Origin of the sequence: Enterococcus sp. AZ171 (assembly GCF_051714005.1) — a bacterium.
Taxonomy (GTDB): Bacteria; Bacillota; Bacilli; order Lactobacillales; family Enterococcaceae; genus Enterococcus_B; species Enterococcus_B pernyi.
The window spans coordinates 2,565,071-2,591,521 of record NZ_JBIORA010000001.1 but is presented as its reverse complement, the minus strand read 5'-3'; the positions used below and the strand labels follow the sequence as shown (position 1 = coordinate 2,591,521).

The 26,451-nt window shown below is 32.2% G+C and carries 21 protein-coding genes and 1 pseudogene; 20 read left to right on the top strand and 2 right to left on the bottom strand.

The window, feature by feature from the left end; all coding sequences use genetic code 11:
- Positions 1–87: 87 nt before the first annotated feature.
- A complete protein-coding gene (nrdH, locus tag IGJ49_RS12495) occupies positions 88–312 on the bottom strand; it encodes a glutaredoxin-like protein NrdH (RefSeq protein ID WP_010734318.1) in 225 nt (74 codons plus the stop codon).
- Positions 313–961: 649 nt separating this feature from the next.
- Here nrdH and IGJ49_RS12490 point away from each other — a divergent pair.
- The 4 genes from IGJ49_RS12490 (at position 962) to IGJ49_RS12475 (ending at position 5,764) form a co-directional block, all read left to right on the top strand.
- Positions 962–1,780, top strand: coding sequence for a GH25 family lysozyme (locus IGJ49_RS12490; RefSeq protein ID WP_438723720.1), 819 nt, complete (start codon positions 962–964; stop codon positions 1,778–1,780).
- Positions 1,781–2,015: 235 nt separating this feature from the next.
- Positions 2,016–2,651 carry a GntR family transcriptional regulator gene (locus IGJ49_RS12485; RefSeq protein ID WP_010734320.1) on the top strand — a complete coding sequence of 212 codons (636 nt, stop codon included), beginning with the start codon at positions 2,016–2,018 and terminating at the stop codon, positions 2,649–2,651.
- Positions 2,652–2,847: 196 nt separating this feature from the next.
- Positions 2,848–4,041: a quaternary amine ABC transporter ATP-binding protein gene (locus IGJ49_RS12480; RefSeq protein WP_019723090.1), complete on the top strand. Its 1,194-nt coding sequence runs from the start codon at positions 2,848–2,850 to the stop codon at positions 4,039–4,041.
- On the top strand, positions 4,034–5,764 hold the full coding sequence (locus tag IGJ49_RS12475; protein ID WP_010734322.1) for an ABC transporter permease/substrate binding protein: 1,731 nt from the start codon (positions 4,034–4,036) through the stop codon (positions 5,762–5,764). The genes IGJ49_RS12480 and IGJ49_RS12475 overlap by 8 nt, the downstream gene beginning before the upstream one ends.
- A gap of 66 nt (positions 5,765–5,830) precedes the next feature.
- On the opposite strand, the gene IGJ49_RS12470 is transcribed toward IGJ49_RS12475, so the two are convergent.
- Entirely contained in the window at positions 5,831–6,829 is a 999-nt protein-coding gene (locus tag IGJ49_RS12470) for an ROK family protein (RefSeq protein ID WP_438723716.1), read from the bottom strand.
- Between the two features lie 178 nt (positions 6,830–7,007).
- Between IGJ49_RS12470 and IGJ49_RS12465 the strand changes: the two genes are divergently transcribed.
- The 16 genes and pseudogenes from IGJ49_RS12465 (at position 7,008) to IGJ49_RS12390 (ending at position 26,193) form a co-directional block, all read left to right on the top strand.
- Positions 7,008–7,814 (top strand): Cof-type HAD-IIB family hydrolase, encoded by an 807-nt coding sequence (locus IGJ49_RS12465; RefSeq protein ID WP_438723714.1) that lies wholly within the window; start codon positions 7,008–7,010, stop codon positions 7,812–7,814.
- A 1,046-nt stretch (positions 7,815–8,860) separates the two neighbouring features.
- Entirely contained in the window at positions 8,861–13,351 is a 4,491-nt protein-coding gene (locus tag IGJ49_RS12460) for a hypothetical protein (RefSeq protein ID WP_438723712.1), read from the top strand.
- The gene (locus IGJ49_RS12455) at positions 13,348–13,644 is read left to right on the top strand and encodes an LPXTG cell wall anchor domain-containing protein (RefSeq protein WP_438723710.1); all 297 of its coding nucleotides are present in this window, start codon (positions 13,348–13,350) and stop codon (positions 13,642–13,644) included. The genes IGJ49_RS12460 and IGJ49_RS12455 overlap by 4 nt, the downstream gene beginning before the upstream one ends.
- A 56-nt stretch (positions 13,645–13,700) precedes the next feature.
- Positions 13,701–14,294, top strand: a complete 594-nt coding sequence (locus IGJ49_RS12450; protein ID WP_438723708.1) for a hypothetical protein — start codon at positions 13,701–13,703, stop codon at positions 14,292–14,294.
- A 244-nt stretch (positions 14,295–14,538) separates the two neighbouring features.
- Positions 14,539–15,243 (top strand): hypothetical protein, encoded by a 705-nt coding sequence (locus tag IGJ49_RS12445; protein WP_438752488.1) that lies wholly within the window; start codon positions 14,539–14,541, stop codon positions 15,241–15,243.
- 58 nt (positions 15,244–15,301) lie between these two features.
- Entirely contained in the window at positions 15,302–16,018 is a 717-nt protein-coding gene (locus tag IGJ49_RS12440; protein WP_438723704.1) for a hypothetical protein, read from the top strand.
- Positions 16,019–16,039: 21 nt separating this feature from the next.
- Complete coding sequence (locus IGJ49_RS12435; RefSeq protein ID WP_438723702.1) at positions 16,040–16,588, top strand: hypothetical protein; 549 nt, start codon at positions 16,040–16,042, stop codon at positions 16,586–16,588.
- 9 nt (positions 16,589–16,597) lie between these two features.
- Entirely contained in the window at positions 16,598–17,344 is a 747-nt protein-coding gene (locus IGJ49_RS12430) for a class B sortase (protein WP_438723700.1), read from the top strand.
- Between the two features lie 1,392 nt (positions 17,345–18,736).
- Positions 18,737–18,877: pseudogene (locus tag IGJ49_RS12425) on the top strand (GH25 family lysozyme); the annotation flags it as partial.
- 417 nt (positions 18,878–19,294) lie between these two features.
- Complete coding sequence (locus IGJ49_RS12420) at positions 19,295–19,723, top strand: hypothetical protein (RefSeq protein WP_438723698.1); 429 nt, start codon at positions 19,295–19,297, stop codon at positions 19,721–19,723.
- Positions 19,724–20,621: 898 nt separating this feature from the next.
- Positions 20,622–21,437, top strand: coding sequence for a hypothetical protein (locus IGJ49_RS12415; RefSeq protein WP_438723696.1), 816 nt, complete (start codon positions 20,622–20,624; stop codon positions 21,435–21,437).
- Between the two features lie 641 nt (positions 21,438–22,078).
- On the top strand, positions 22,079–22,279 hold the full coding sequence (locus IGJ49_RS12410; RefSeq protein ID WP_438723694.1) for a helix-turn-helix domain-containing protein: 201 nt from the start codon (positions 22,079–22,081) through the stop codon (positions 22,277–22,279).
- 149 nt (positions 22,280–22,428) lie between these two features.
- Entirely contained in the window at positions 22,429–22,644 is a 216-nt protein-coding gene (locus IGJ49_RS12405) for an IS3 family transposase (RefSeq protein ID WP_438723692.1), read from the top strand.
- A complete protein-coding gene (locus tag IGJ49_RS12400; RefSeq protein ID WP_062806176.1) occupies positions 22,641–23,009 on the top strand; it encodes an IS3 family transposase in 369 nt (122 codons plus the stop codon). The genes IGJ49_RS12405 and IGJ49_RS12400 overlap by 4 nt, the downstream gene beginning before the upstream one ends.
- Positions 23,010–23,788: 779 nt before the next feature.
- Positions 23,789–24,505 (top strand): hypothetical protein, encoded by a 717-nt coding sequence (locus tag IGJ49_RS12395; RefSeq protein WP_438723690.1) that lies wholly within the window; start codon positions 23,789–23,791, stop codon positions 24,503–24,505.
- Positions 24,506–24,987: 482 nt separating this feature from the next.
- The gene (locus IGJ49_RS12390) at positions 24,988–26,193 is read left to right on the top strand and encodes a hypothetical protein (RefSeq protein WP_438723688.1); all 1,206 of its coding nucleotides are present in this window, start codon (positions 24,988–24,990) and stop codon (positions 26,191–26,193) included.
- Positions 26,194–26,451: the final 258 nt, after the last annotated feature.

Genomic DNA, 26,451 nt, shown 5'->3' with positions numbered 1-26,451 from the left:
ACGGACAATATCCGTAAGTCCATCAAATCCATGGTGGCAGAGGATCAAGTAAATCCTCGATCTATTTGACAACTGTTTGAATGATTCTTAGCTAGCTAAGTGACGTAGTTGATCTGGTCTGAAACCAATGACAGTCGCTGCGTCTGAAGTGATGACCGGAACACTTTGGAATCCTTGGTCTTTTAACCATGAGATTGCTTCAGGTTGCTCGTCGATATTTACTTCTTCAAAGTCGATTTTATTTTCAGCTAAAAAGCGTTTCACCATTTTACATTGCATACAATTATTTTTTGAAAAGATTTTTACGTTCATTATTATTTGCCTCCTTGCTCGTGTGTTTTCTCTATAATCAATAGTATAAATCTATTAGTAAAAAAGTCAATCAACAAACACTACATCTTGTGTTGTGGAAATTGTGGAATACTATGTTTTGTGGTTTTTGAAAAACAATGAAAACAAGTATCTCGTGCAGATTCGCTTGTATTAATACAGAAATGCTTGTGGAAAACTCCGTTAAAAAATATTTTTTTAACCTTTGCTTGCCAATAAATGAATGTTCGATCGAAAAATCACAAACGAAAAAGGTATGCAAAATGATGGAAAGAAGAAGAGAAATAAATGCAGATCAAAACCAGAAGAAAAAGGTATTTATACATTTTAGAGATAGAAATTTTTTCACAAAACGAAAAATGATCATGAAGCGTCTAAGGATCATCGAAAAGAGAAACCCGAATCAAAATAGCAAAAGTCAAAAGAGTACTCACTATATATAGTAGTAAGATGATAAATGTTGTAAAAATTGAACTAACAATATTTTTTTAATTTTTAATAACGATGTTATGTTTAAAAATTGGTTAATTGTCATGTTATCAGTTTTTTTATTCCTAGATTTTTGTTTAAATAGAGCCAACAGGACGTCTTGTTGATGCTTTGAAAATTCAATAAAAGGAAGCGATCCAAGATGCGTACAATGGTCAAATGGGTAGGTGTTATTTGTTTTACTTTACTAGTTTACGTTGGAGGAACAGCACAGGCAACTTCGATTCCAATCAAACCTACGATTACTGAAAAAAATCAACATGTGTTAGGTAGCAGCAACCAATTCTCAGAGCCATTCACTCGAAGTCTGACAGACGATTCAGGAATCTCCGCTGCAGAACCAGGCAGACCAGCTAAAGATTTTATTGACATATCTTCCAATAATGGCAAGATATCGAGTGAAGAATTTCAAACGATGAAAACCTACGGCATTAAAGGGGTAGTCATAAAATTGACTGAAGGAGACTCGTATAAAAATCCGCTTGCTCCTGAACAGATTGCTTCAGCCGTTGCGGCAGGCCTAAAAGTAAGTGTCTATCATTATGCGTGGTTCAATGAAGAAGCTGACACAAAAGGGGAAGCTCAGTTTTTATTGGATTATATGAGAGAGTTGAACCTGTCATCGTCAACTGTTGTTGTCAACGATAGCGAAAATCCAAAGATGAACGTGGACAAAGTGACAGATAATGCATTGGTTTTCCAAAAAGCGATCCAACAGGGAGGCTATCAAAACGTCGTCCACTATTCGAGTGCTTCTTGGTTCACCGAAAACAAATTGGATATGACACGTCTAGTAAAAGAAAATTGTTGGGTTGCACAGTGGCCCTACGATCCTTCTGATAAAAATCCGTTGCATACAGATACAGCAGCTTGGCAGTGGGCAAGTGATCTTTATTTCCCAGAATTTCCTAGCCGTCATTTTGATGTAAGTAGTGACTATTTGAAAAAATTTACAAGTTAAATGAAATTTATTTTTTAGCGCAAGAAACAAAAAGACAACCACGAAAATTTTTTGATTTTCGTGGTTGTCGCTTTATTCTCGAAGTGAGTGATACGAACTGTTTAGTTTGAGAAATCAACTGATAACTACCGGATTTCTTGTATAGAAGAAAAAAATAAAACCAGTTTACTTTTGCTTCTTTGAAGCGTCCATAGTAAGATGTTAGCTGACAAGTAGATGAAAGAGGAAGAATAAAATGAGTGAAAAAACCAAACTGGTTCGCCCACGTTATCAACAGATCGCTGTTGATTTGGCTGAACGAATCGTAGAAAATCGTTATCAAATCGGCGAGAAGATCCATGCAAGATCCACTTTAGCAAGCACGTATAACGCTTCGCCAGAGACGACTCGTAAAGCAATCAATGTTTTGGTCGATCTGGGGATCATGGAAGTTCGTCATGGCAGTGGCGCGTTTGTAGCATCTAAAGAAAAAGCAAAGGATTTCCTTTTACAATACCAAGATGTGCAATCGATCCAAGAAACAAAAGCAGAAATCATGGAAAGCGTGAAAAAACAACAAGAAGAATTGAACCATTTTTCACAACTATTGGATCAACTGGTGAGCCAAACGAAACGAATACATAAGATGAACCCACTTCTGCCTTTTGAACTTGCTTTGACAGAGGAAGCGGCTCACTTAAACCAATCCATCAGCGAATTGAATATTTGGCAAGCCACTGGTGCAACAGTGATTGCAATTTCCCACGATCAAGAACTGTTGGTCTCGCCTGGTCCATATGCTAAATTTTCAGCGGGGGATACTGTCCACTTTATTGGGAACGAGTATACGCTGCAACGAATGACAAACTTTTTTTATCCAGATGGGCAGTGAACGAGCGGATAAGAAAAATCTCATTTAATTCTAATTTTGGTCAATCCCTATACTGATAAGGGATTGACCATTTTTTTGTATAGTTTCACTAAGAATAGAGATGCTTGAATTTTGACAAAGTGACTACATGGTGTTATCGTAGTGTGGTCACTTTTTTCAGAAAGAAAAATGAATTTACATACAAAGGAGAATTTGTTTGGTAAAAGTAGAAGTCAAAAACTTAACGAAAATATTTGGTAAACGAACACAAACTGCTTTGGAAATGATGAAAAAGCACCAATCGAAAACAGAGATTTTACAAAAAACCGGCGCAACTGTCGGTGTATATGAAGCGAGTTTTGATGTACAAGAAGGTGAGATCTTCGTGATCATGGGACTTTCGGGGAGTGGGAAATCAACATTGATCCGTCTATTGAATCGTTTGATTGAACCAACATCTGGCAATATCTTGATTGATGGAGAAGACATCTCAACACTTAGCAAAGAAGAACTTCGCGAAGTTCGTCGTCACAAAATCAACATGGTGTTCCAAAACTTCGGTCTATTCCCACATCGTACGATTTTAGAAAATACAGAATACGGTCTTGAAGTTCGCGGTGTTCCTAAAGAAGAACGTCAAGCTAAAGCAGAAAAAGCGTTAGAGAACTCAAGCTTGTTATCCTTTAAAGATCAATATCCTAGTCAATTATCTGGTGGGATGCAACAACGTGTTGGGTTAGCCCGAGCATTGGCAAATGATCCAGAGATCCTATTGATGGATGAAGCTTTCTCAGCACTTGATCCATTGATTCGTCGTGAAATGCAAGATGAGTTATTGGAACTACAATCCAATGTGCAAAAAACGATCATCTTTATCACACATGATTTAAATGAAGCATTGCGTATCGGGGATCGCATTGCGTTGATGAAAGACGGAGAGATCATGCAAATCGGTACTGGGGAAGAAATCTTGACTAATCCAGCCAATGATTACGTGAGAGAATTCGTTGAAGAAGTCGATCGCTCGAAAGTCTTGACGGCGCAAAACATCATGGTTCCTGCACTAACAACAAACATCGAATCAGATGGTCCAAACGTTGCGTTGACACGTATGCGTAATGAAGAAGTCAGCATGTTGATGGCTGTTGATAGAAAACGTAACTTAAAAGGGATCATTACAGCAGATCAAGCATTAGAAGCAAGACGTCAAAAACGTCCATTGATCGATTTCCTTGATGAAAATGTTACCGTGATCGGTAAAGATATGTTAGTTAGTGATATCTTCAATATTATTTATGATTCGCCGACTCCATTAGCCGTGGTTGATAACGGGAAATTAAAAGGCGTTATTATCCGAGGTAGCGTAATCGAAGCATTAGCAGCAACAAGTGAGGTGAGCGAACATGAATAATCTATTGAACTATCAAATACCCGTCGCTGACTGGGTCGAAACGATCACTGATTGGTTGACAACAACGTTCGCAGGACTGTTCTCATTCCTTCAAACGATTGGTCAAGCAGTGATGACAGCTATCACGAATCTTTTATTAGTGATACCAGCACCACTATTTATTCTTTTAATGGCAGTTGCAGCGTTCTTTATTTCAAAAAAACGACCCGGATTGACATTATTTACTTTGATTGGCTTATGGTTCATTTATAATCAAGGGCTATGGACAGATTTGATGAATACTGTCACATTGGTTTTACTATCTAGTGTGATCTCGATCATCATTGGTGTACCTCTTGGTATTCTCATGGCGAAAAATGATAAAGCGCAAGGAATCATTAAACCGATCCTTGACTTTATGCAAACAATGCCTGGTTTTGTTTATTTGATTCCAGCGGTTGCCTTTTTCGGAATTGGTATGGTTCCAGGGGTGTTTGCCTCAGTGATTTTTGCCTTACCACCAACTGTTCGCTTTACGAACCTAGGTATTCGCCAAGTACCGAAAGAGTTAGTAGAAGCGTCTGATTCATTTGGTAGTACGAGTTGGCAAAAACTAGTGAAACTTGAATTACCACTAGCAAAAGGAACGATCATGGCAGGGATCAATCAGACAACTATGCTTTCTCTTTCAATGGTCGTGATTGCCTCAATGATCGGAGCGCCTGGTTTAGGTCGTGGTGTCCTTTCTGCTCTACAACGTGCACAAGTCGGAAATGGTTTTGTCAATGGGGTAGCGTTGGTGATCTTAGCCATTATCATTGACCGTTTTACGCAACACTTGAATCAACCAAATGATCAAAAAGCAGCAGGTACTGCGAAACAAAAAAATAAAAAGCGCCAAGGAGTGATCATTGGTGCAGTAGTCGTTGTTTTATTAGGTGCGATCGGTGTTGGAAGTTTTAGTTCTTCAACAAAAGAAACAAACACGATCAATCTTTCTTATGTGGAATGGGATACAGAAGTTGCTTCAACAAATGTCGTAGCAGAAGTCTTAAAAGAGATGGGCTATGATGTGAAAGTGACACCTCTTGATAATTCGATCATGTGGGAATCCGTTGCAAAAGGAGAATCAGATGGAATGGTGGCTGCTTGGTTACCTAAGACTCATGGTTCTCAATATGAACAATACAAAGATCAAGTCGATGATCTAGGTGCAAACTTGAAAGGTGCCAAAGTCGGATTAGCTGTTCCAGCATACATGGATGTTAACTCGATTGCGGATCTAACCGATGAAGCAGGCAAAAAAATCACCGGTATCGAACCTGGTGCAGGTGTGGTGAATGCTGCAGAAAATACGATTGCCCAATATCCAAATCTGGAGGGGTGGACAGTTGAGACCTCTTCTTCAGGTGCAATGACGGTTGCATTAGGACAAGCAATCAAAAATCAAGAACCAATCGTCTTTACTGGTTGGACACCACACTGGATGTTTGCGAAGTATGACTTGAAATATCTAGAAGATCCAAAAAATGCGATGGGAGATGCGGAAGAAATCCACACTATCGTCCGCCAAGGCTTAAAAGAAGATCAACCAGAAGCATACGCTGTGTTGGATAAATTCAACTGGACAGAAAAAGACATGGAAGAAGTCATGTTGGAAATCAACAACGGCAAAGATCCACAACAAGCAGCAAGAGAATGGATCGATAAGAACCAAGAAAAAGTTGCAAGCTGGAAAAATTAAATACCATATAAAAAAGGTGTTACCGAAACAAATGAGATGTTTCGGTAACACTTTTTTGTGAAAAATTCAATAGTATGCGAGATCAAAAGGCGTATGGTGATACATCAGCCAATGGAGTCCTAAAACGATACTGCTTTCTAAATCATCCAGATAGCTGAATACAGGAGCATTGGGCTGTTTCGGCAAATAACGGTTTTGCGCTAAAGTTTCCTCTACGAGCGGCTTAATATCTGGGTCAATAGCTAAGACGAACTTGTCTGGAGCAATCAAAGCATTATACGTAATAATCAAAGAAGAAAGATTTTTAGCAAGTTCAATAGGTGTATTAGGACTCCCTTGATCTAAGAATAAAGGGAAATATTTTGCTTCACCAGCTAGCGAGTCATGTCCTTCGATCAAAGATGATTTGGCAAGTAACGTGACACCTGGCATACTATTTTGTGGATAATAGATGCCTACGATCGTTTCAGATAATGGAAGTTGTTTCAAAAGACAATGACCGATCGTAAAAAGATGGGCATCATTTTGGATATAGTAAGGAAGATCAGTCACTTCTTCAATCAGTTGATGGATAGGCCAACGATCCATTTTTTCATACCAACTAGAAGTGATTACGCCCTCTGAGATTTTACCAGGAATTGAAAATCCAATAGAGGAAATAGTTGATGCGCTCTTCAAATGATTGGAAAGTAACAGTTGAAAGGCAGAAGGAGAGATCTCATGAAAAGGTTGTGTCTGCTTTGCTAATCGGTCCCCTTTTAAATCAATCGTAAAAATATCTACATATAATTGCTTGTTTTCTTCTCGAAAAACAAAGAGCAGTGAATGTTTTCTATCATAATTGAATTCATATTGCGTTGCTGGACGACCAATCTCTCTTGGCTTGTTAGGATGTTCAAATAAAAAACCCTCAGACACCAACTCTTTCACCAAGGAATTGGTCGTCACCATACTGATCTTTGTTGCTTCAACGATTTCGGAAGAAAATAGTTTTTGATGTTGGAATAGTAAAGAGATCACTCGATTTAAATTTGTTTGACGTATTAGATTTTTATTGATTGTCATTATTGAGGTTTTCCTTTATTAAGTTATTTAATTAAGTATAGCGGACGCAAGTATAAATGTAAATATGTAGCTGTAATAGTCAAACCAACCTATTTCTCTCATTTAATACTTGACGTCCACCTATTAATTGATAAACTTAATAAAGGAGGTTAATTAAATAGAATTAGGAGGGTCTCAGATGATCAAATTGATATTAACGGACTTAGATGGAACATTTTTAAATAGTAAAGGAGCGTTTGATAAAGATTTATATACAGAAGTGAAAGCGCTTACGGATGAACAAAATATCTATTTTGCACCGTGTACGGGCAAACAGTGTGAACGTGTCGAAGAATTATTCGGTCCAGAGTTTTCAAAAGATTTATGGATTTTAGGAGATAGTGCTACTAGAATCAAGCACAAAGATGAATATATTTACGAATCTTTATTGCCAAATAAAGTCGGAACTGAAATCCTTCAAAAACTAGAGGACATCTCTGATGAATATACGAGCATCGCTTGCACACCGAGTGCAGCAGTCATCAAAAATACTGTACCTGAAGAAGAAGCTAAAGTGGTTCATCGATCCTATGCTAAGGTTAAGACGGTTGAGAGTCTAAAGGAAATGGCAGAAGACTTTGTAAAAATCACCGTTTTTGATCCACAAAAAAAATGTTTTGAGCATGTCAAACAGTTAGAAGAATTTAAACAACAAGCCTATATTGTTGCTTCAGAAGCTGCTTGGATCGATATCTCCAATCATAATGTCCACAAAGGGACGACAGTCGCAGAACTGCAAAGAATCCTCAACGTCACACCAGAAGAAACCATGGCATTTGGTGATGGTCTAAATGATGTGGAATTATTAGAACGTGCAGTTTATAGCTTTGCGATGAGTAATGCCTTTGAGCAAATCAAAGAAGTTGCGCAATTTGTGACAAAGTCGAACGATGAAGATGCTGTACTTCATACCATCAAAAAAATGATTGCTTTACAAGTAGGATAATAGTTTTGCTTATTAAAAAAGCTCAAGTATCTGAGTTAAAAGCAAAATTAGTTACTTAAACCTGAGTAAATGGCGGGTACAGAAGTAACCTCATTGGAAATGAAGTATCATCCACAAAAGTTTGGAAAGTAATTTTTGTGGATGATACTTTATTTCTCGAAGACAAGAATTTTTGTTCCAAACTTAAGTTGAGAGTAGTGCTTGGTATAGGAGAAACTAATGCTAATGAGATTCATACATAAAAGTTTAACTGTGGATGAAACAGCTAAGTACTGAATAATTTCAAATACTATTTAGAAAACTAAATGATTTAATTTTTTATTCAGTCCAAAAATTTGAAGAAGAGCCCTAAACTAATAATGTAAGGATTAACATTTTAATTTGAAAAAATTATAAAAAGTATTATAGAGCAGAAGAATCACTTTTCTAAATTAAAGCAACCTAATCTATCAATTGCTTATTGATTATTACATAAAAAAATAAACTTCATTAATTTGATATTTCATCGTGTTTTATTTCAGTAGTTTAGATATTTTTACATGCTTTGCTATAAATAGATGGAGTGAGATATATTTTATAAAACTTAAATAAAGAATTTTCTATCCGACTATTCAATAATAAAAGTGGACTATTCATTTTTGAAAGTTTTTATTTCTAAAAAATCAAAAAAAAGAAAAAAATGGTGAAGCTGTTTTGTTAATTTTTTCATTGATGGAGGTGAGTAGGTGAAAAGTACGGTGTTAAAGAAAGGGTAGTTTTACTAAAGTGGTTAATTTAATGCAGTCAAGAAAACGAGAGTCGATAGACAAACAAAAGAATAATAAATGGATATATCTGTTAATTCTACTCTTAGCTGGTTTTAGTTTAGTATATCTCAGTGGAAAATTGAGTAGAGAAGAGACAAAGTCAGATAATAAAACGACTAGTTCAACGACAAACAACTTACGTTATGATATTAATATAGAAAATAAAGTAGATAAGTATTTTGAATAGAGTGATTTTTTATTAAAAAAGAAAATAAATTTTTATGGAGGAAATGGAATGCAATGCAAGTTAAACGAACTATAAAATGGATGATGATTTTGACCATTTTATTTTACTGTCTTATCCCCCCTTTTGTGACAGTTGCAGTTTCAATTGATGATTCCAGAGAAGAAATTAAGACTGAAACTCAGAGTAGTGTGGCATCTACAGCTGAGGCAGGAATCAATTCTTTGGAAGAAAATCAAACAATGACATCATCGGAAATGAGTATTCCTAGTACAACTGAATATTCAATGAAGGAACAAGGGCAAACTACAGACACAGGTAAGGAAGAAGCGGAAATAGACGGAACATTGAATCAACGCACTGTACCATTAGAAAAATTAAAACAAGAATTAAAAGCTAGAAATAAAGCAACGACTTCATTGAAAGTATCGTTGTTTTCAAATGAAAGTAATGTTCGTCTAACGGAAGCTGGAGTTTCTGGATATTTTGATTATCAAGGTGGTAAATTTTCAGAAGAGAATGTTTCCATTAAACAATGGATTTCTAATCGGACATTCAGGAGAGCTGCTTATAAAATAAATGGATCAGCCCAAGAATTTCCAATTTTAGGCTTGTATTCGTATGAGGGTAAATGGTTTTATACTGTAGCAACAGATGAAACGAAAAATAAAGCAATTAATGATCAAATTGAAGCAGAAGTTGGGGTTGAATTAGACACAGCAAATTCAGAGGTGATTTTATATTACGAATTAGATACAGAACCAGCGGAAGTATTTACCATTAATCAAACTTTTTCTAATAATAAAGCAGATATATGGGCTGTAAATCTAAAAGATCAAGCACAAACCAATGAACAAGTAGTTTTTAGTTTTAATGTACCAACAGAGTTTTCATCTGCAACTATTACTGTATCACAAAACAATACGGTACTTTATACATTCAATACGGAGACACCAAATCAAGGTAGTCCATTAGAATTAATTGATACTGCTAATCGAAGATATACTGGAGTTTTCAAAATGCCTAAGGGCCAAGTAACGGTAGCGTTTAGTGGGAGAGACTATGTCGGGGGAACGGATCGCTGGTTCGGGATTGGCTGGGAAGGCCAAGACGGTTTTAGAAATGGTAAATTGTATCAGCAAGTTTTTAATACCATTTCAGTCGCTGGTAAACCACAAAATTTACCAAGTTATACTATCAAAAGCAAAAATTTTTCAAGTGGGCCTACCACAACAATAAAGTCGCAATCTGGGTTACAAAACCAGACAACTAATTATAGAAATTCAACGAACGGTCGTCATACCAACTCTTTTTCAACTGCTATTGGTAAATTTAAAGTTGGAGAAGAGATTGTTTTAGAACTAGAAACTGGGCACGGCTTGTATCAGTATGTTGAAAAGCAATCTTTTAGATTTACTCCAGTAGTATTAGTTGTTGATGCTTATACAAAAGGATATCACGATCAAAATCAAATGATTACAGATTTAGTATCTTTACCTACTGGGAAAGGAAAGGTACAAATCCAAGATTTATCAAATGGTGGTAAAGTAAAAATCGAAGTTGTGGAATATGAAGCCCCATTAACGATTGACAAAGCAACATTAAATAAGGCTCGATTTAAATATAAATTGACTTTTTCAAATATGCGCTACGATTTTAGCACCTACATCAATACAGTATCCGGTGCGCAACAAAATTTCTTCTTTGATAATTTGACAGGAATTCAACTAGGAGAAAGCTTAGACGATCTTTCTAAGAGTTATCTTGATTATGTTATTGATTGGAATCCAGTAAAAATTCCTTTGAGCACAGGGATAAGTGTAATGGGAAAATTTGCAGGTCAAGGTGATATTCTTGCTTATATCAAGCCAAGATATGGGTATAGTAAACCGACAGTAACCTTAAAGAATAGACGAGATCCTCAGTCTATGGATATTGCAGATGATAAAGATAAATACACCGAAGCACTAAAAAAAGGTTATTACCTCTATCAATTAAAATCTGGAGGAGGAAATGATGGGATTCAGCCAGCAACTGGTATAGATATTTCTGCGGAACCGATTTCCTTCAAGATACAATATTATAATAATGAGTCGATGTATTATGAGGAAACAACAAAATTAAAACCTTCAGAAGATAAAAATTATGCGGTCAAAGAAAAAATACCTACAAAGACCAAGAATACGAATGAGTACTTTTATGGTTACAAAGTGGTTGTTATTGGTAGTGATAATTCAAGAATAGAAATTTCACCTAAAAATGGAAGTTATTGGCGGCCACAAGAACTAGTAGATATCAGAGTAGTCTATGATAAACTGATAGAAAATGATAAATTATCAGAACAAACAGAATATACAATTCGTTTAGAGGCGCAGACAGGAACTAGTGAGAATGGTGCTTATATGCGTGGTAGTTTCTATACTACGGTTCAACAAAGTTTTTCCGAGGCATCGGATACAACTAAAAATCAAGAACTGTCTAAACTCTTTCCAAATGGTGCATTTACCAGAAATACGGAAGATATCTATGGCTATAATCAGTCAAATATTACCTTAGTCGGCCACAAGGATGTCTATCAACAGGGGTCTACAAAATATCTTTTAAGTGGAAAAAGTAAAACTTCAGTGAAACTAAGTAAAGATACATTTGCAGAATTAGTTTATTTAAAAGCCATCACAGTTACCTATGATAAAGATAGCTTGGGACAAAATCCGAATATGAGTTATGATGAATCAACACTTTATGTAGGTGTTAATGGTGATACTGGTCAAGTAGATGGGAAGAAATATTCTTATGAAAAAACATTATATAAAGCTGATGGCAGTCCTTTAGATGAGATGAATCCAGGAACGATCACAGACTATAAATTTATAGGTTGGAAAATTAAAAATGCGGCACTTGATGCTCAAAATTATATCATTACACCAAGTTCAAATGGAAAAATAAATTTTTATGAATTAGGCTTGAATTATCCAGAAACATGGGAAAAAGTTTTTACAGAAGGAACACTGATTTTAGAAGCAGTCTATGAACCAAGATACTATGAAATCACAGGCGAGAATAATGATTATACGCCATTTGAAACGTCTTTAGAAACATTTACAGGTGGAACAAAAGAGCAAACAGATCAAGAATATGGATTTACGATTTCTTCAACTTTCAGTTATCAAGGTGATTGGTCAGATCAAGATAAAAAACTGAAGTTTGCGTTATATAAAAAATCTCCAGATGGACAACATCAGCTCTTAGCAACGGAAGCGGGTGTCAAAGAGAACTTCAAAGAGCAGGTAAGCTCAGGAAATATCGAGGCGAAAGATGGTAAACTAATGATTACATTTAGAATAAAAAATGTAGATGAAGATGGTAAGCCTTCCATTCGCTATGATCAAGAAAACGGCCATTCTTATCTAATTTATGCCTGGAATGATAAGAATGGTGAGTTAAATGTTCCAGATACAAGTGAGCAAGCACCAATTAATGGAAAGGTACCATTAAGTCAAACGAACGTAACTGTATTGCCAACAAAAATAGAATCAAAAAATGGTGGAATTAGTAATGAAAGTAACACGAAAATTACTATTTCACCAGGCGAGAACTTCACAGTTTCGGCGGATTTTAGCTATGATTATTTCTACCCACATCTAGAGCAATGGCAAGAAAATAAAAATGTGGTGGATTATGCAGATAAAAAGCAATTACATGTTGCTCTATTTAAAAAAATAACAGATGAAAATGGCGTTGAGAAGTATGAATTGTGGGGTAATGATGAAGGTTCTTATCAAAATGGAGTGGAAGATGGACTAGAAAAAGTAGGTAAACCCAATATTACATTTAATGAAGAAACAGGAAAAATGAATGTGACATTTGCTATCAAAAATATTTCTCTTAGTGATGGAAAAGATAGCATAAATTATGATTCAGATAATGGAGCCAACTACAAAATCATTGCATGGAATTATGCGAATATAGCAAATACAAGTGTTGATGATATTGCCAATGATTCAACCCACCATTCGGATCTGATTTCTTCCGTTACTACCCCGATTGAAGTATTTCAAGACCCAGAATACTATTTAACAATTCCAACCATGGTACAACTGGATGATCATGAAGGAAAAGTACTTGATTCTTCAGGAAAAGATCAATCAAACAAGTACGCAGGGAAAGAACAGATGATTTCTTTTGACGCCACTAAAAATTCTAAAACTTGGCCATCTTTTAAAGCAGAAATAGAAGATAATGTTAAAATGACTGCTTCTGGCCGAGATGTTGATGATCGTTTTGTAGATATTTATTTTCCAAATGGTTTAAAAAATCCATCAGTTGAAAAGAATGGTAGTCGATATTCTGTTTTAGGATATTTAGATAAAAATTCTGAAAAAACCGAGATTATTGAAAATGGTTTAGCTTTACCCGTAGGAGAGAACATTTCATTTAGATTAAACACTCGCAGATCCCTGTATGCAGGTGATACGTATTTTGCTACATTAAAATATATTTTTACTTTACAAGAAAATGGACAAGTAGAAGGTAGTGATAAAAAATGAAAAAACAATTGAATAGACTTTACCTTTGTATAATTAGCCTCATATTTGCTGGTATGCCGCTTCAGGCGTTTGCTGAAGAAAGAAGTATTCCAGTTAGTTATTCAACATTGCCAGCTATGGTTAAGGACTTAGTCCAAAAGAAAACAAGTATCGAATTAGGGCAACCTAATTCGGTACAGACTGGCGATCCTACATCCTTTAAGTTATTAATATTAACATTTTTATTATTACTGATGCTGTTTTTCATTCTAGTATGGAGACGCAGAAAAACTAGCAGAGATATGAACTATTGATAATATGATTTTTTTAGAAACATTGATTAATTATCTAAATAGAAAGAAAGGAAAAAATGATGAAAAAACGAATTGGTCTATTTTCATTAGGCTTGTTAGGCGTATTACTGACGAGTGTTCTTGCTGGAGATTCGAGTACTGCTAAGGCAGAAGAGAAAGAAGCTTCTCTTAACGTAGGGTATTTTGCTGGAGGCGTGACAGTGGATCCGAATGCTAGTGTTTTGATTCCCACAGGAGTCATATTTTCCGATACAACTTCAAAAGTCGATACTTCAGTTCAATTAATGGCAATTTATCCAGATGGTCCAAGTAGTGATGTGAGCGGGTTACCGAATAACTTTAAGGTAGATGTACAAGTTCAATCTAGTAATGGCTATACTTTGAATAATCAGAAGTACAGCCAAAAAGGAGAATATAAACTAGGATATAAAGTAGCAGGAGAACCCGAAACATTTACCTATTACAACCAAAATACACCTGATAGTACTGGAGCTAAAAATATTGGTACACTAAATAATCAGCGTCAAAAAATCACTGGGGAAGCCCAAATGACAACCGCTCCGAAAGTAGCGGCCTTAGCTGATGATTTATTTGAAGACACGCTAACTTATAAATTAAAAGTTACCAATCACTCAAATGAAACGCAATAACATGTTGTTTTTATAGGATTAGTAATGAACAGGTGCTCACCATATTGCTTTGCTTAAAATAAAGCAATGTGGTGGACACTACTTATCAATTTAAAAGCATTGAAATGGACAAAGCTTACAAAAGGAGAATAAAAGAGAAAGGAACTCAACCATGCATTATCATCTCTTAGATAAAAAAATGATGTCTTATTTTCGAACGAACGATGGGACTTATTGGCCCTACTATACAAAAAAAGAATTTAAAATGTTAGGGGATCATTCCTTCTGTATATGTGGTGAATTAAGGAAAGATAGCAAAAAAAGCAACTATAATTACTGGTTGGTTAAAGATGAACGAACAAGGATACAACTTTTTGAGTATCACTTAAAAAATAAGTGGTATGAAAAAACAGTTGGTTATATTCCAGTGAAAGAGGATAATGAAAACGATGGAGTCAATAGTAGTTATTTTATAAAAATTGTAGATAGATCGTATATAAAAATATTTTTGTATCCTGTATTCTATTTATTAGTAGCTTTATTTATTTTTTTGGGGATAAGTTGGTACATAAATAAAGAAGCAATACCTAAAGTTGATCAATCAGCCGTTGTATACGATTTGAATGGATTGATCAACGAGCAACCAGATAAGATTATGTTACCAGGAATAACAACCATTAATTTACAAGAAAAATCAACAAATGTTCAACAAATGTTACCAAACCCAAAAGGAAACCAATGTTATTTTCAATACCAAGTGATTTTAGATAGTACAAAGGAAATACTTTATAAATCAGGTCTAATTCCTCCAGGAAAAATGATAACACAATTTCATTTGACTCGGGAATTATCAGTTGGTGAACATCAAGGAACTGTAAGAATTTTAACGAGAGATTTGAAAAATCCTAAAATTACTTTTAATACTGGTGAAGTAATGATTACTTTAAATGTACAAAAAACAAGCGAATAATTTGTGAAGGGAGTAGACAAAGATTAAAGCAATAAAAAACAATGAGTTAAATGAACTAATGGATGTTCAAGGTGTCAAATGGCAGTATATCAGTAAAAAAAAGTTTAAAAGTATGGGAGTTACGCATCAAAAAATTGTAGGTGATGTATTTAGAAAAACGAGAAAACGACCGATAGATCAGGTACTTCATTATGATCAACAGACACAATTGAAGGTTTTTCCTTATAGAGAAAAATTGAGTATTTTTGATAATGTTGTCGGTTATATTCCTTGTGAAAAAAAACAAGAGGAAGTCTATGTCAGAATCGTCAAAAAAAACTGGTTAAAGCTAGTATTTTTTATTTCTTTTTTTAGTTTGCTAGTCGGTAGTGGAATTTTATATTTTTGTAAGGATAGAGGACCAAATCTAGACGAGATGGCGGTAGCTTATCAAATGCCAGGTAATAAAAAAAATGAAGATCCCTCTAGTATTATGTTACCAGCTTTCAATGAAATTAAGTTAGCCTCAGATACTAAAAAAATGCATATTGCTCTAGCTAATCCAGAAGGGAATCCATGTTATTTTAAATACAAATTAATTTTGTCAGAAACAGACGAAATATTGTATGAAAGCGAGTATATTGAACCTGGAAAAGCAATTACTGAATTTTCAATTAGTCGGACGCTTAATCCAGGAAACTATCAATTAAAGTTAAAAATTGAAACAAGGAAATTAGATAACTTTGAACAATCACTGAATAGTGGTGATATCGAAATTCCACTAATCGTGTCTTGAGGAATGGTGTAAGGATAGAAGATGAAAAATAAAAGTGTATTATTTGGTATCCTATTATGTAGTTTAGTACTAACTCTAACTGGTTGTACTAAAAATAGCTTTTCTGGGAAGGAGACGATTTTTGAAAAGCAAAAGCAAGTAACAAATTTAGAAAATCTGCAACTAACATTTGGAACACAAAAAATTACTACCGAATTAAAGCCCCCCAATCCGGTTGGTTACTTTGATTATTATGAAGAAATTGACAATTATCAATATTTAGTTTATGAAGTTATCTTAGAAAATAAAGGAGTTTCTGATATCAATCTTAAAAATTTAGTGATACAAGTTCAACTAGACAAACAAATTTCAAAAGCAAAATTAGTCTCTTTAGATATAGAAAAAAAACGGTTTGAAAATAGTTTGAAAGGTCAAGAAAAAGTGAGTGGTTATCTTTTTACAGCGTTAAAAAAAGAAAGAATCAATACGTCTTCAACTGCTGATCGTATTAAAATTTATTATAATAAAAACCTAACTAGTAACAGGGAAAGCCAGCAATTTGATTTTGAAAAAATGATAGATATGAAGTAGGAGATATTAATGCGGAATCAGATAAAAAAGGAAGCCAAAAAGCATTTTAGAATTAGTTCTATTCTTATGCTATTTACTTTTATTGGACTGATCGTTGTAGGAGGCCGAATTATTATAGAGACACTACCTTATATTGAAGGAGAAAAGTATTACAAGAAACTTAGTGAAAGTTACGTGAAAGGCCAGCCAAATAATAAAAAGATTGATTTTGATGCGCTAAAAACAATCAATTCAGACATCGTAGGTTGGCTAATTTTCGATGAACCAAAAAATATTAACTATCCTATCGTTAAAAGTAAGGACAATAAAGAGTATTTAACAAAAACGTTTCAAGGAACCTATGATAAATATGGTTCAATCTTTATGGATAAAGATAATAATGAGCGTTTTAGTGATGAAAATACAATTATATATGGCCATAACCTAGGTTTTGGAACAGGTATGTTTTCTGAATTACCTACCTATCAAAACTCAGATTTTAGGAAGAAATATCCTTATTTTTATATCTACACTATTTCTGGTGAAGTAAAGAAATATAAAATATTTTTTGCGAATTATGTTAAGAATACAGATAAAAATTATCAAAATCGTTTTGTTAACCTAGATGATTATTCTAATTATTTAGCATTTTTAAATAGTCAATTAAATGAAGAACAATTAACGGCAGAATCAAAAATAGTCAGTTTATCTACTTGTGCGAAACCTGATGTGATTGATGATAAACGCTTCTTAGTACAAGCAATTTTAGTTGGTTAAAAAAAGATTCACTCGTTCTATTTTTACTTTAGATGAATCAAAATTAATTTTGTGCTCTATACGGTAAAGCAATACGAAAGTGTTAAAGAATTTTTGGTTCAGAAGCTTTTAAAAATTTCTGGAGTTTAAGAGACATAGCCCTACGAAATCAGCATCAAAATGAATATGTTTACGAATTATTGTTGCCAAATGAACTAGTTCTCAAGCTTATCGATTGAGTAGGAGAAATTAGCAAGGATTGTACTAACTGAGCAAGTCATTTAACAGGTACTTTCGAAAAGAATAAAAAAATCGTAAAGGAGATGTATATCGACAATCTAAAGAGTAGGAAAACTGAAAGATATAATGGGATATTTTGTCAAAATAACTATAATATGATAAAAAAATATTTTGAACATGTGAAGGGTTTAGCTGAAATTTAGGTCCAAGCACATATCAGAGCATCTAAAGTAGCATATAGATTTGCTATGAGGAAGATTTTAAAAAACTAAATCTATGTCCATCTTATTATACGCTCAAATGATGAAAATGGAGTATTTCAGACAATCAATAAAGAATAACTTATAAAATAATAATTCTTTGGAAATATTGTGGAAACAACACCTTTCACAAGAGAAGTAGATTCGAAGGCGAGAATAAAACAACAGTACAATAGAACAGTTAACGACCATACAGAAGATGATATTGACGAATAAATTTTTATACAAAAAAATAAAAAATACCATCATGCACATTCTTTTCCAAACTACCGAAGTAGCCAAAAGTGTACTGGTGACGTGGCTTGACACTCAATAGGCCATAAGTGACTCGAACCTGCTGGCTGCTTATTAATAGTTTGTTATTTAATGATTATTAAATTAAAGATAAGTGAATTTTTGCGTATTTCTGTATATCCTATACGAGTTTATACTTTGAAAAATAATCTTTAATTGTTATATCGGATGATGAAATCTTATTTTATGTTTATCAAAGTCAATATCTTTTTCTTGTAAAGCTGCAATTTCCCCTTGTCTTACTTCTGTAATGAATGCTAAGTTAATTTCTATAGTTTCCTCAAATGTTACTTTTAGTATTACATGAACTTCAATATTCTTTTTACACCTTGTTTTAGTGTATGAATATATATGATACCGATTACCTATTTTTGATTGTCGTAGTAGTAAAATTTTGATTTAACAGTTTTTTCGTCGCTTTATTTTTTATATTCTTTCCAAGTTTGTATTTCTTGCCTGTAATAAAACACAAATTCATTTCTCTCAATAATTTTTGTACGCGTTCAAAAGATAGAAGCAAACTTTTCCAAGGATACAGATGTAAAAAATACTAATAACATCAAAATATTAATTGATGATTTAAGAGTAATAATAGCTAATACAAAGGTAGCGGTACCTTTTAGGAATGGATACCATTGTAGATTTAAGTTGCGTGAAAAAAGGCAAGAAAATTGATGTTATTTTGCGGCGTTGTAACCAAGCAAATGATGAAGGGTTAGTCAATGATGTACGTATTAAGGGGATCTTTTTGACAGTATAGCCGAGAAAAGCTCCTTATTAAGTAGCTATATATATTATAAGAATTCTTTTTATATCAGATTATTTTAAAAATACACAAATTTTTGATGATTAATTAGCAAAATTTATGATACCCATATTTTTCTTTATTTATCTTTGAAAGAAAACATCGTATGAAATAGTATATTTTTTATAGAAATATACTATTGAAAAAAATATTTTGATGTGGAGGATAAATGATGCATGACTAAGTAAAGATAGATTAATTATTAAGATTAGCAAAGTCTAAAAGATATAGGCTGATTAATTCTAAAGAATATGAAGTATACTATTACAATTATTGAATTTAGATTCTTCTCATTTTACTTTTCCTAAATTCACTCCTTATAAACAAAATATCGAACTATTATCGTTATATCAAGAATATGTGAAATGTAACTTGGAAATTTTTAGTCATAGAAATATTGATTTGATAGACTCTTCACTGGAAAATAGTACATACAGTTCAATTGAACCACAACTTTTAAGTAACTATATCGATAGACTAGTTGTTAATAATCAAGATAGTTTTTTAAATTTACCTTTAACAGTTATATTATTTGAAGAGGAAAAAGATGATTGGTATGCATATGAAGTGGGTGCAATTATTAAAAAAATTGAAGATGAATTTGTAGTTTGTATCATCGATAAGGCTAACACTAAAATAAAAGATAGAATACAAGTATCTCCCTATATACTTGACGGGAAAATTCAATCTAATTTCAAGAAAGGAAATGTAGAGTATAAATACAAAATAAAAAATAGTCCAGCGAATATTGAAAAACTATCTAATATTATTAGAATTAGGTTTGCTAACAGATCTAGATAATATAGATAGAAAAGTAAATTTATTAATGGAATATAAGATACAAGAGATATTATTTTCTGAGCTAAGTGAGCTATAAACTTCAGAAAAATGGGAAACGAGAGAGGGAAACTATCAACAATATTTAGATAATTGTTTTGTAAAAGAGCTGGATGAGACTATTAAATTCGTATTAATTAATGAATCTAAATCTGATATTTCGAAGACTAGATCAAAGAAATATTTTAAAACTATTTGCATTTAAAGGAAGTTAGACAAAGCTGCTTTCTTCAAAAAATTCAAACAACATAAGTAAGTGAAGTATATAGTCAGAGAGAGTTCAATATTCCTAAACTTCAATCTACGAATGTTAAACCTAGCGATTTCAGAGTGAAGATAACATCATTAACAGTGAGAAGAAAGCACAACGGCAACAATATGTAACTCTTAAACACATTAATTACTCTCGAAAATTTTGACAATTACAAAAATAATTCGATATAATAAATATGTTATTGTATGATTTTATCTCATAATCTAATATCAATTTAATTTTATGTAATAGCAGAATTGTTGTCGCATTTAATAATAAAATTACGGTAGTCCTTTGGCGTTCTCGCGACAATATTGGATATCTTTAGTTTAGTTGGTCAGAGTATTTGGCTCATAATCGAGCGATCGTAGGTTCGAGTCCTACAGAGTACATAATTTTTTTAAAAGCTAAATCCATAAATTATTTATAAGAAATAATGAGAAGTGGCTTTTTTTTTAGCAGGTGAAACTATAAATTTATAAAAAAAAAAAAAAAGAAAAAAGAAGTATATCATTTTCAAATAAGAGATAAAATTACAAAGAATTGAATTTATTATCTAAATTAAGGGGATAAACTTTTTTGTTATTATTAAAGGAGCTTTATTGAATCATGGAAATATTGTTATATGGTGAAAGTGAAACAATCAATTTAAAAAGACAGTTACAAAAAGGTAATCGCGGACCTGTAAGTATTGAGGATTATTATAGTGCTTTTTATTGGTCCATAGAAGAATATTTAAAAATAAAAAACATTACTACAAGAAGTGAAAAAGATTATGCTGATGCACTGTTACAAAGTACAAAAAAATCTTTTGTCTTCCCAGATAAAGTTAAAAATTGGCCGTTATGGGATATGTTTTTACAAAAAACTATTTCATGTAGAAGCCAACCATTGGAACTTTACGATCCTAATGGCCCCCGTTTTATGGATTCATTTGTTCTTGGACATCTTATGAAAGAATCTTCTAAGCTAGGACTTCAAATGGCTATAGAAAATCCTGAGGTAAAGGTGTGGGTTAGTTTAGATAAAGTAGCTATGACTGAAGTTTTGACAAAGGAAGCAGATTGGTTTCCTACTCTGGGACCAGAGTTACGTTTTATGTATCGCAATTGGTCTGATTTATCAAGTAAGGTTATATTTTTTCTACAAGGTAAGGAAGTAGATGCTCCTTGGATAAGTAACCCTGATAGGTGGAAGCTTTACGGGGATAGAAGAAAATCAAAACTTCAAAATTTAAGTAGAAACAGTAATAAGAATTCAGTAACTTCAGAAAAAAGAGGAAGTAGTTACTTACAAGAAGTAACTCGATTTCACAAAAATTGTTTGCAAGGAAAAATTGTTTGTGCCAAGGTAAACTCTAGTTTCAAAAATAGTAATACAAGTAGAAAAGTGCACGTAAAAGTAGAAGAAAAAATAATTTTTTAATATAAAATTAGATTAGTAGTAACTTACAAGTATTTATTTGTCAATTATTTTACAAATAAATACTTGTTTTTTGTCTCTTATTAAAAAAAAGGAAAAATATTAATTTTTAATCGTAGTAAAATAATTGTGTCATCAAATTACACAATCTTAAATTACATGATGACAAACTATCCGTTCCAGGCTGTCTGTAAAGATAGCCTGTTTTTATGTGTAAAATTTCTTTTTGAGTAGCATGAGTAGTAGATAATATTAAAAAATGATAGTAGTATTTAGAGTTTATTTTTTTGAGATTTTATTTTTGATTCTAGCATTTGTAGTTTTAATTTATGAGGTAGTAAAGAATAAAGAAATACTTTTTCATTTTATAGTATTGGTTATTTTAGGGATATGTTTCTTTGTAAATTTCACTAAGGATATTTTATATTTTGATGATGATGTTTCATTTGAAAGAGAATGGAATTTGGTAATAAAAAAACATATAGTTTTCCTGTATAAATAGAATGATTGCTAGTTTAAAATAATAGGTATAATAATATTTATAAATAAAAGCTTATTATTCAACCGGAGCTGACAATATAATAAGATACTCTTAAAAAAGAGCACCTCAAATTTAGTAAAATAAATTTGGAGGTGTTTTTATCATGACAAAACATAATTATTATCCGAAAGAATTAAAGATTCAGATTGTTAAACGTTTGCTAGCGGGTGAGTCACCCACTGCACTTCGAATGGAGTTTCATATCACTAGTACTGGAATCATTTTTACTTGGAAAAAATGGTATCTTACTAATAATTTAAAAAGACTTGATTCTTCTTCTGGTCGTCCTAGAAAAGCAAAATAGACAGTCTTACAAGAACTAGAAGAGAAGAACAAGGAACTATCTCTATTAAAAAAATTTTTCTTTCAGGAAAGGTGGTGAATTAGAAAACATCTTTCACTTTATTAACCAGTGTACCAATGAACTGTCAATTGTACGCTTGACCAAATTATTTGATTTCTCAAGAAACTACCTATTATCGCAATCGAAAACGAGAGTTTTCTGCACTCACTTCAATTGAAAAACGTATTCATCAATTAGTTGTGGAAAATCATTTCTTATTTGGTTATTGCAAAATACATGCTTTATTAAATCGAGAAATGCTTGTAGGTATCAATAAGGTCGCACGAATTATGAAAAAATACTGGTGGAATTGTCTTGCTAAGTGAAAAAACGTAAACATGCTGGAAAGATACACAAAACCTTTGATAACCTCATTCAAAAGAATTGGACAACAAATCAATCAATGGAAAAATTAACCACAGATATTACTTACTTGCCCTTTGGCAAATCCATGTTATATCTTTCTACCATTATGGACACTTTTAATAGTGAAATTATTGCTTATCAATTGTCTGAACAACCGGATACCCAATTAGCAGTAGATACATTAAACCATTTAAAAGAAACAATTATTTTGCATAGTGATCAAGGATCAACCTACACTTTGAAGGTATTATACGAACTTGTTAAACAAAAAACGTTATCCAAAGTATGTCACGTAAAGGAACCACTTCAGATAACGCTCCGATAGAATCGTTTCACTCCTCGCTAAATTCTGAAACGTTCTACATTTCAAAAGAACCAATAGATTCTAATTAATAGAGTAATCGAAATTGTCGAAAATTACATCTATTTTTTGAAATTATCACCGAATTATAGCCAAATTAGGCTATAATTCTCCAATTGACTACCGAATGAAAGAAACAAATTGAGTTGCTCTTCTTATTTTTTATCAAAAAATAGATGTACTTCCACCACCTTCGTTTTTTTAGAATAGCTATAATGAAAATGAATAAAAAACCTAATTTTTGTAGATTATGATTATATTGTGCTATATGTATTCCGTTCTTCTTTTACACGATCTGCTTGACAACAAATAACACATGCATGGTAAACCACAGTCGAGTAACATCATCCAGTTTTTATATGTTTAGTGTGAATAACTGCTCAAAAGAGTAGTTATTTCTGTAAAGAAAAATATGATGTATTTCTGAATACGTCATGTTAATGTTACATTAATCATGAGAAAAAAATGCCATACTATTTAGAAAAATAGAAAATATTACTGACTGTAAAATTATAGAAAATTTGATACTAAGGCAAACAGCGTTAACTAGAATTAATCAAGAATTGTAAAACTAGAAGTGTATGTTTATCAATAGCTCAAGAAGTTAAATAAAGTGCTCCATCTCTTTGTTAGTAAGGATGGCATTTTTTTTAAATTAAAAATTTTTTTTGACAATTCAAACATAGGGAGTTAGCTATCAATTAGGATATAGTTAAATCTAATGTATGAAAGGAAAGTTTTTTATGAGAAATAGAGTAATAAAGATTTTAGACGCGATGGTTGAAAAACATAAATGGATGTCAAAATTTTATGTTCATAGTGAATTTAAAAATAGTGAACCTCATTTTGATAAAAAACAGCCTGCTTATGATACTTTAGAAGGATTATATACACGGTATGCTAATGTTAGAAGATTAGGATTAGTTAAAAACGTAAATGAATGCACTAGAAAAGACTTATACATGAATTACTATAAAAATAACTATCGTTTAAGTGATTATTATATGACTTTATTAAATATAAATAGCAACAAGATTCAACAGGGCGGTTTTCCAAAAAAATTTCAACATTTCCTTGAATTTGAAAATGTGAAACTTAGAAACAAGATTTTATTATTAATGGATTATCCACACTTAAATAAAAAATTAAATACAGAATTTACTTTCCTTATAAGCAATCAAGTAAATTTAGATACAATGGTTCCTAATATTTATTTAATGAGTCTTTTGAAAAATAAAGTTCAAGGGGACCGAGTATACAAAGACATGATAATAAATAAATCTCAGGCTCAAAATAAAAATGTAGTTTCTACAGTGGAAGAAACAAAAGTTGCACCTCCAGTTCCTCCAAGGACTCAATTAACTAAAGAAAAGTTAGAAATTATAAAAAAACAAGCGCAGAAAGTGAATGAGAACGTGCAAAAAACAAAGACTCAATTAGGTCGAGAGGTTATGATATAGAATCTAGGTAAAGATTACTCATTTTGAGTGATCTTTTTTAGTCTATTTTTCATGACTTATGAGAGAAAAAATGATTGTAAATATAGAGGTAGTATGAATGAACTATTTATATTAAAACTGTATTTTTTGAATGCTATGTATAATTTTTTAGCGAAAATTAACGAAAATAAAAATAGTCAATCTCTTTATACATAAAGATTTAAGTGTTCAATAAAATCCCCTAGAATCTCACAATGGAGACGTAACTTCGAGCTCCTCAGTAGGGATTAAAGATCTCAATTTATCATTTTTGGTTGATTTTTTTTAGGTTCTTCAATTAAATACGTTAATTTTCCAAATATTCAAGAATTGTAATATTTTTAATCAAGATTTATCTTGAACAGAAAATGTTGGATGAATTAGTCTAACTTTATTTAATTATAAATATAATTTATGTTATAAATATATATTTGTAAAAAATAGTTTAGTGTGGTGAATAAATGATGAATGATGTCAAAATAAAAAAATTACTAAGATTAGCTGAATCTAAAAGGCGTATGTTAATTAATTCTCCAGAGTATGGAAGCATAATGATTCAATTATTGTTACAGTTATTGAATTTAGACGAGTCTCGTTTTACTTTTTCTAAGTTAACCCCTTATAAACAAAATATCGAATTATTAGCAGTATATCAAGAATATGTAAAAAACAATTTAATAATGTTTAGTCATAGAAATGTTGATTTGCTAGATTCTTCACTGGAGAAGAGTATATATAGTTCAATTGAACCACAACTTGTAAGTAAATATATTGATAGTTTAGTTGCTAACAATCAAGATAGTTTTTTAATTCTGCCTTTATCAATTTTATTCCTTAAAGTTGAAGAGGAAAAAGATGAATGGTTTGGTCATGAAGTTGGTGCAGTTTTAAGAAAGATAGAAGATGATATTGTCGTTTCTATCATTGATAAAGCGGAAGCTCAAATACAACATAGAATACAAATATCTCCACCTATAGATAAGAAAGTTCAATCAAATGGCAAGAAAGGAATTATAGAGTATCAATACAAAATAAAAAATAGTACAGAGAATATTGAAAAATTATCGAAGATTTTGGGATTAGGTCTATGGACAGATTTGAAAAGTGTACGTAAAAAAATGAGCTTATTAAAGGAACATAAGATGCAAGAATTATTATTTTCCGAGTTAAGTACTTTGTCATATTCAGAAGGTTGGGGCACAAAGGTAGGAAATTATCAACATAATCCTGGTAACTGCTTTGCAAAAGAAGTTGATGGCACGATTAAATTTGTATTATTTGATAAACCTAATCCTGATCTTTCGAAAAGTGAATCAAAACAATGTTTACAAGAAAAAATTCAACATAGTTCAAAAAACACAAAATTATATTCTACCAAAGAAGTTTCTAAAGATTTAGTAGCTATTATTGAGAAACAATTGGAAGTATTGAAATTTGATCCACGTGTTTACAAAAGTCTTATAGCTGGAATTTTTCAAAATTATTTGCATCTGAAAGAAGTGAGACAAAGCTGTTTGCTTAAAAAAAAAATTCAAATAAAGGAAGCTGGTGAACTATATAGTCAAAGAGAGTTCAATATTCCTAAACTTCAATCTACGAATATCCAACTGAATGATTTCAAAGTCAATCTAAAATCAATATCTAGTGAAAATAAGAAACAGCGTGTGTAGTACAAAAGTACTTTTATCAGTTTTAATATAGGAGAAAAGACTTATATAAATGAGTTATTATTATATTTGTTTATAATAGATTTATATAAGTAGAAAATTTATTGACAAAGGTAAAAATTAATCGATAAAATATTTTTGTTATCGTATACAAAATAATCAATTTCATAACTGTCCATCCACTAACGTTTTAATACGATAATAGGATTGTTGTCGCATATAATAAAAAAATAAGATTATTCTTTGACCTTGTCGTGGCAA

Excerpts from the sequence above, each read along its gene's own strand:
- nrdH (WP_010734318.1), bottom strand. The coding sequence starts at position 312 with ATGAACGTAAAAATCTTTTCAAAAAATAATTGTATGCAATGTAAAATG.
- IGJ49_RS12490 (WP_438723720.1), top strand. The coding sequence starts at position 962 with ATGCGTACAATGGTCAAATGGGTAGGTGTTATTTGTTTTACTTTACTA.
- IGJ49_RS12485 (WP_010734320.1), top strand. The coding sequence starts at position 2,016 with ATGAGTGAAAAAACCAAACTGGTTCGCCCACGTTATCAACAGATCGCT.
- IGJ49_RS12475 (WP_010734322.1), top strand. The coding sequence starts at position 4,034 with ATGAATAATCTATTGAACTATCAAATACCCGTCGCTGACTGGGTCGAA.
- IGJ49_RS12470 (WP_438723716.1), bottom strand. The coding sequence starts at position 6,829 with ATGACAATCAATAAAAATCTAATACGTCAAACAAATTTAAATCGAGTG.
- IGJ49_RS12465 (WP_438723714.1), top strand. The coding sequence starts at position 7,008 with ATGATCAAATTGATATTAACGGACTTAGATGGAACATTTTTAAATAGT.
- IGJ49_RS12460 (WP_438723712.1), top strand. The coding sequence starts at position 8,861 with ATGCAAGTTAAACGAACTATAAAATGGATGATGATTTTGACCATTTTA.
- IGJ49_RS12455 (WP_438723710.1), top strand. The coding sequence starts at position 13,348 with ATGAAAAAACAATTGAATAGACTTTACCTTTGTATAATTAGCCTCATA.
- IGJ49_RS12450 (WP_438723708.1), top strand. The coding sequence starts at position 13,701 with ATGATGAAAAAACGAATTGGTCTATTTTCATTAGGCTTGTTAGGCGTA.
- IGJ49_RS12445 (WP_438752488.1), top strand. The coding sequence starts at position 14,539 with ATGTTAGGGGATCATTCCTTCTGTATATGTGGTGAATTAAGGAAAGAT.
- IGJ49_RS12440 (WP_438723704.1), top strand. The coding sequence starts at position 15,302 with ATGGATGTTCAAGGTGTCAAATGGCAGTATATCAGTAAAAAAAAGTTT.
- IGJ49_RS12435 (WP_438723702.1), top strand. The coding sequence starts at position 16,040 with ATGAAAAATAAAAGTGTATTATTTGGTATCCTATTATGTAGTTTAGTA.
- IGJ49_RS12430 (WP_438723700.1), top strand. The coding sequence starts at position 16,598 with ATGCGGAATCAGATAAAAAAGGAAGCCAAAAAGCATTTTAGAATTAGT.
- IGJ49_RS12415 (WP_438723696.1), top strand. The coding sequence starts at position 20,622 with ATGGAAATATTGTTATATGGTGAAAGTGAAACAATCAATTTAAAAAGA.
- IGJ49_RS12410 (WP_438723694.1), top strand. The coding sequence starts at position 22,079 with ATGACAAAACATAATTATTATCCGAAAGAATTAAAGATTCAGATTGTT.
- IGJ49_RS12395 (WP_438723690.1), top strand. The coding sequence starts at position 23,789 with ATGAGAAATAGAGTAATAAAGATTTTAGACGCGATGGTTGAAAAACAT.
- IGJ49_RS12390 (WP_438723688.1), top strand. The coding sequence starts at position 24,988 with ATGAATGATGTCAAAATAAAAAAATTACTAAGATTAGCTGAATCTAAA.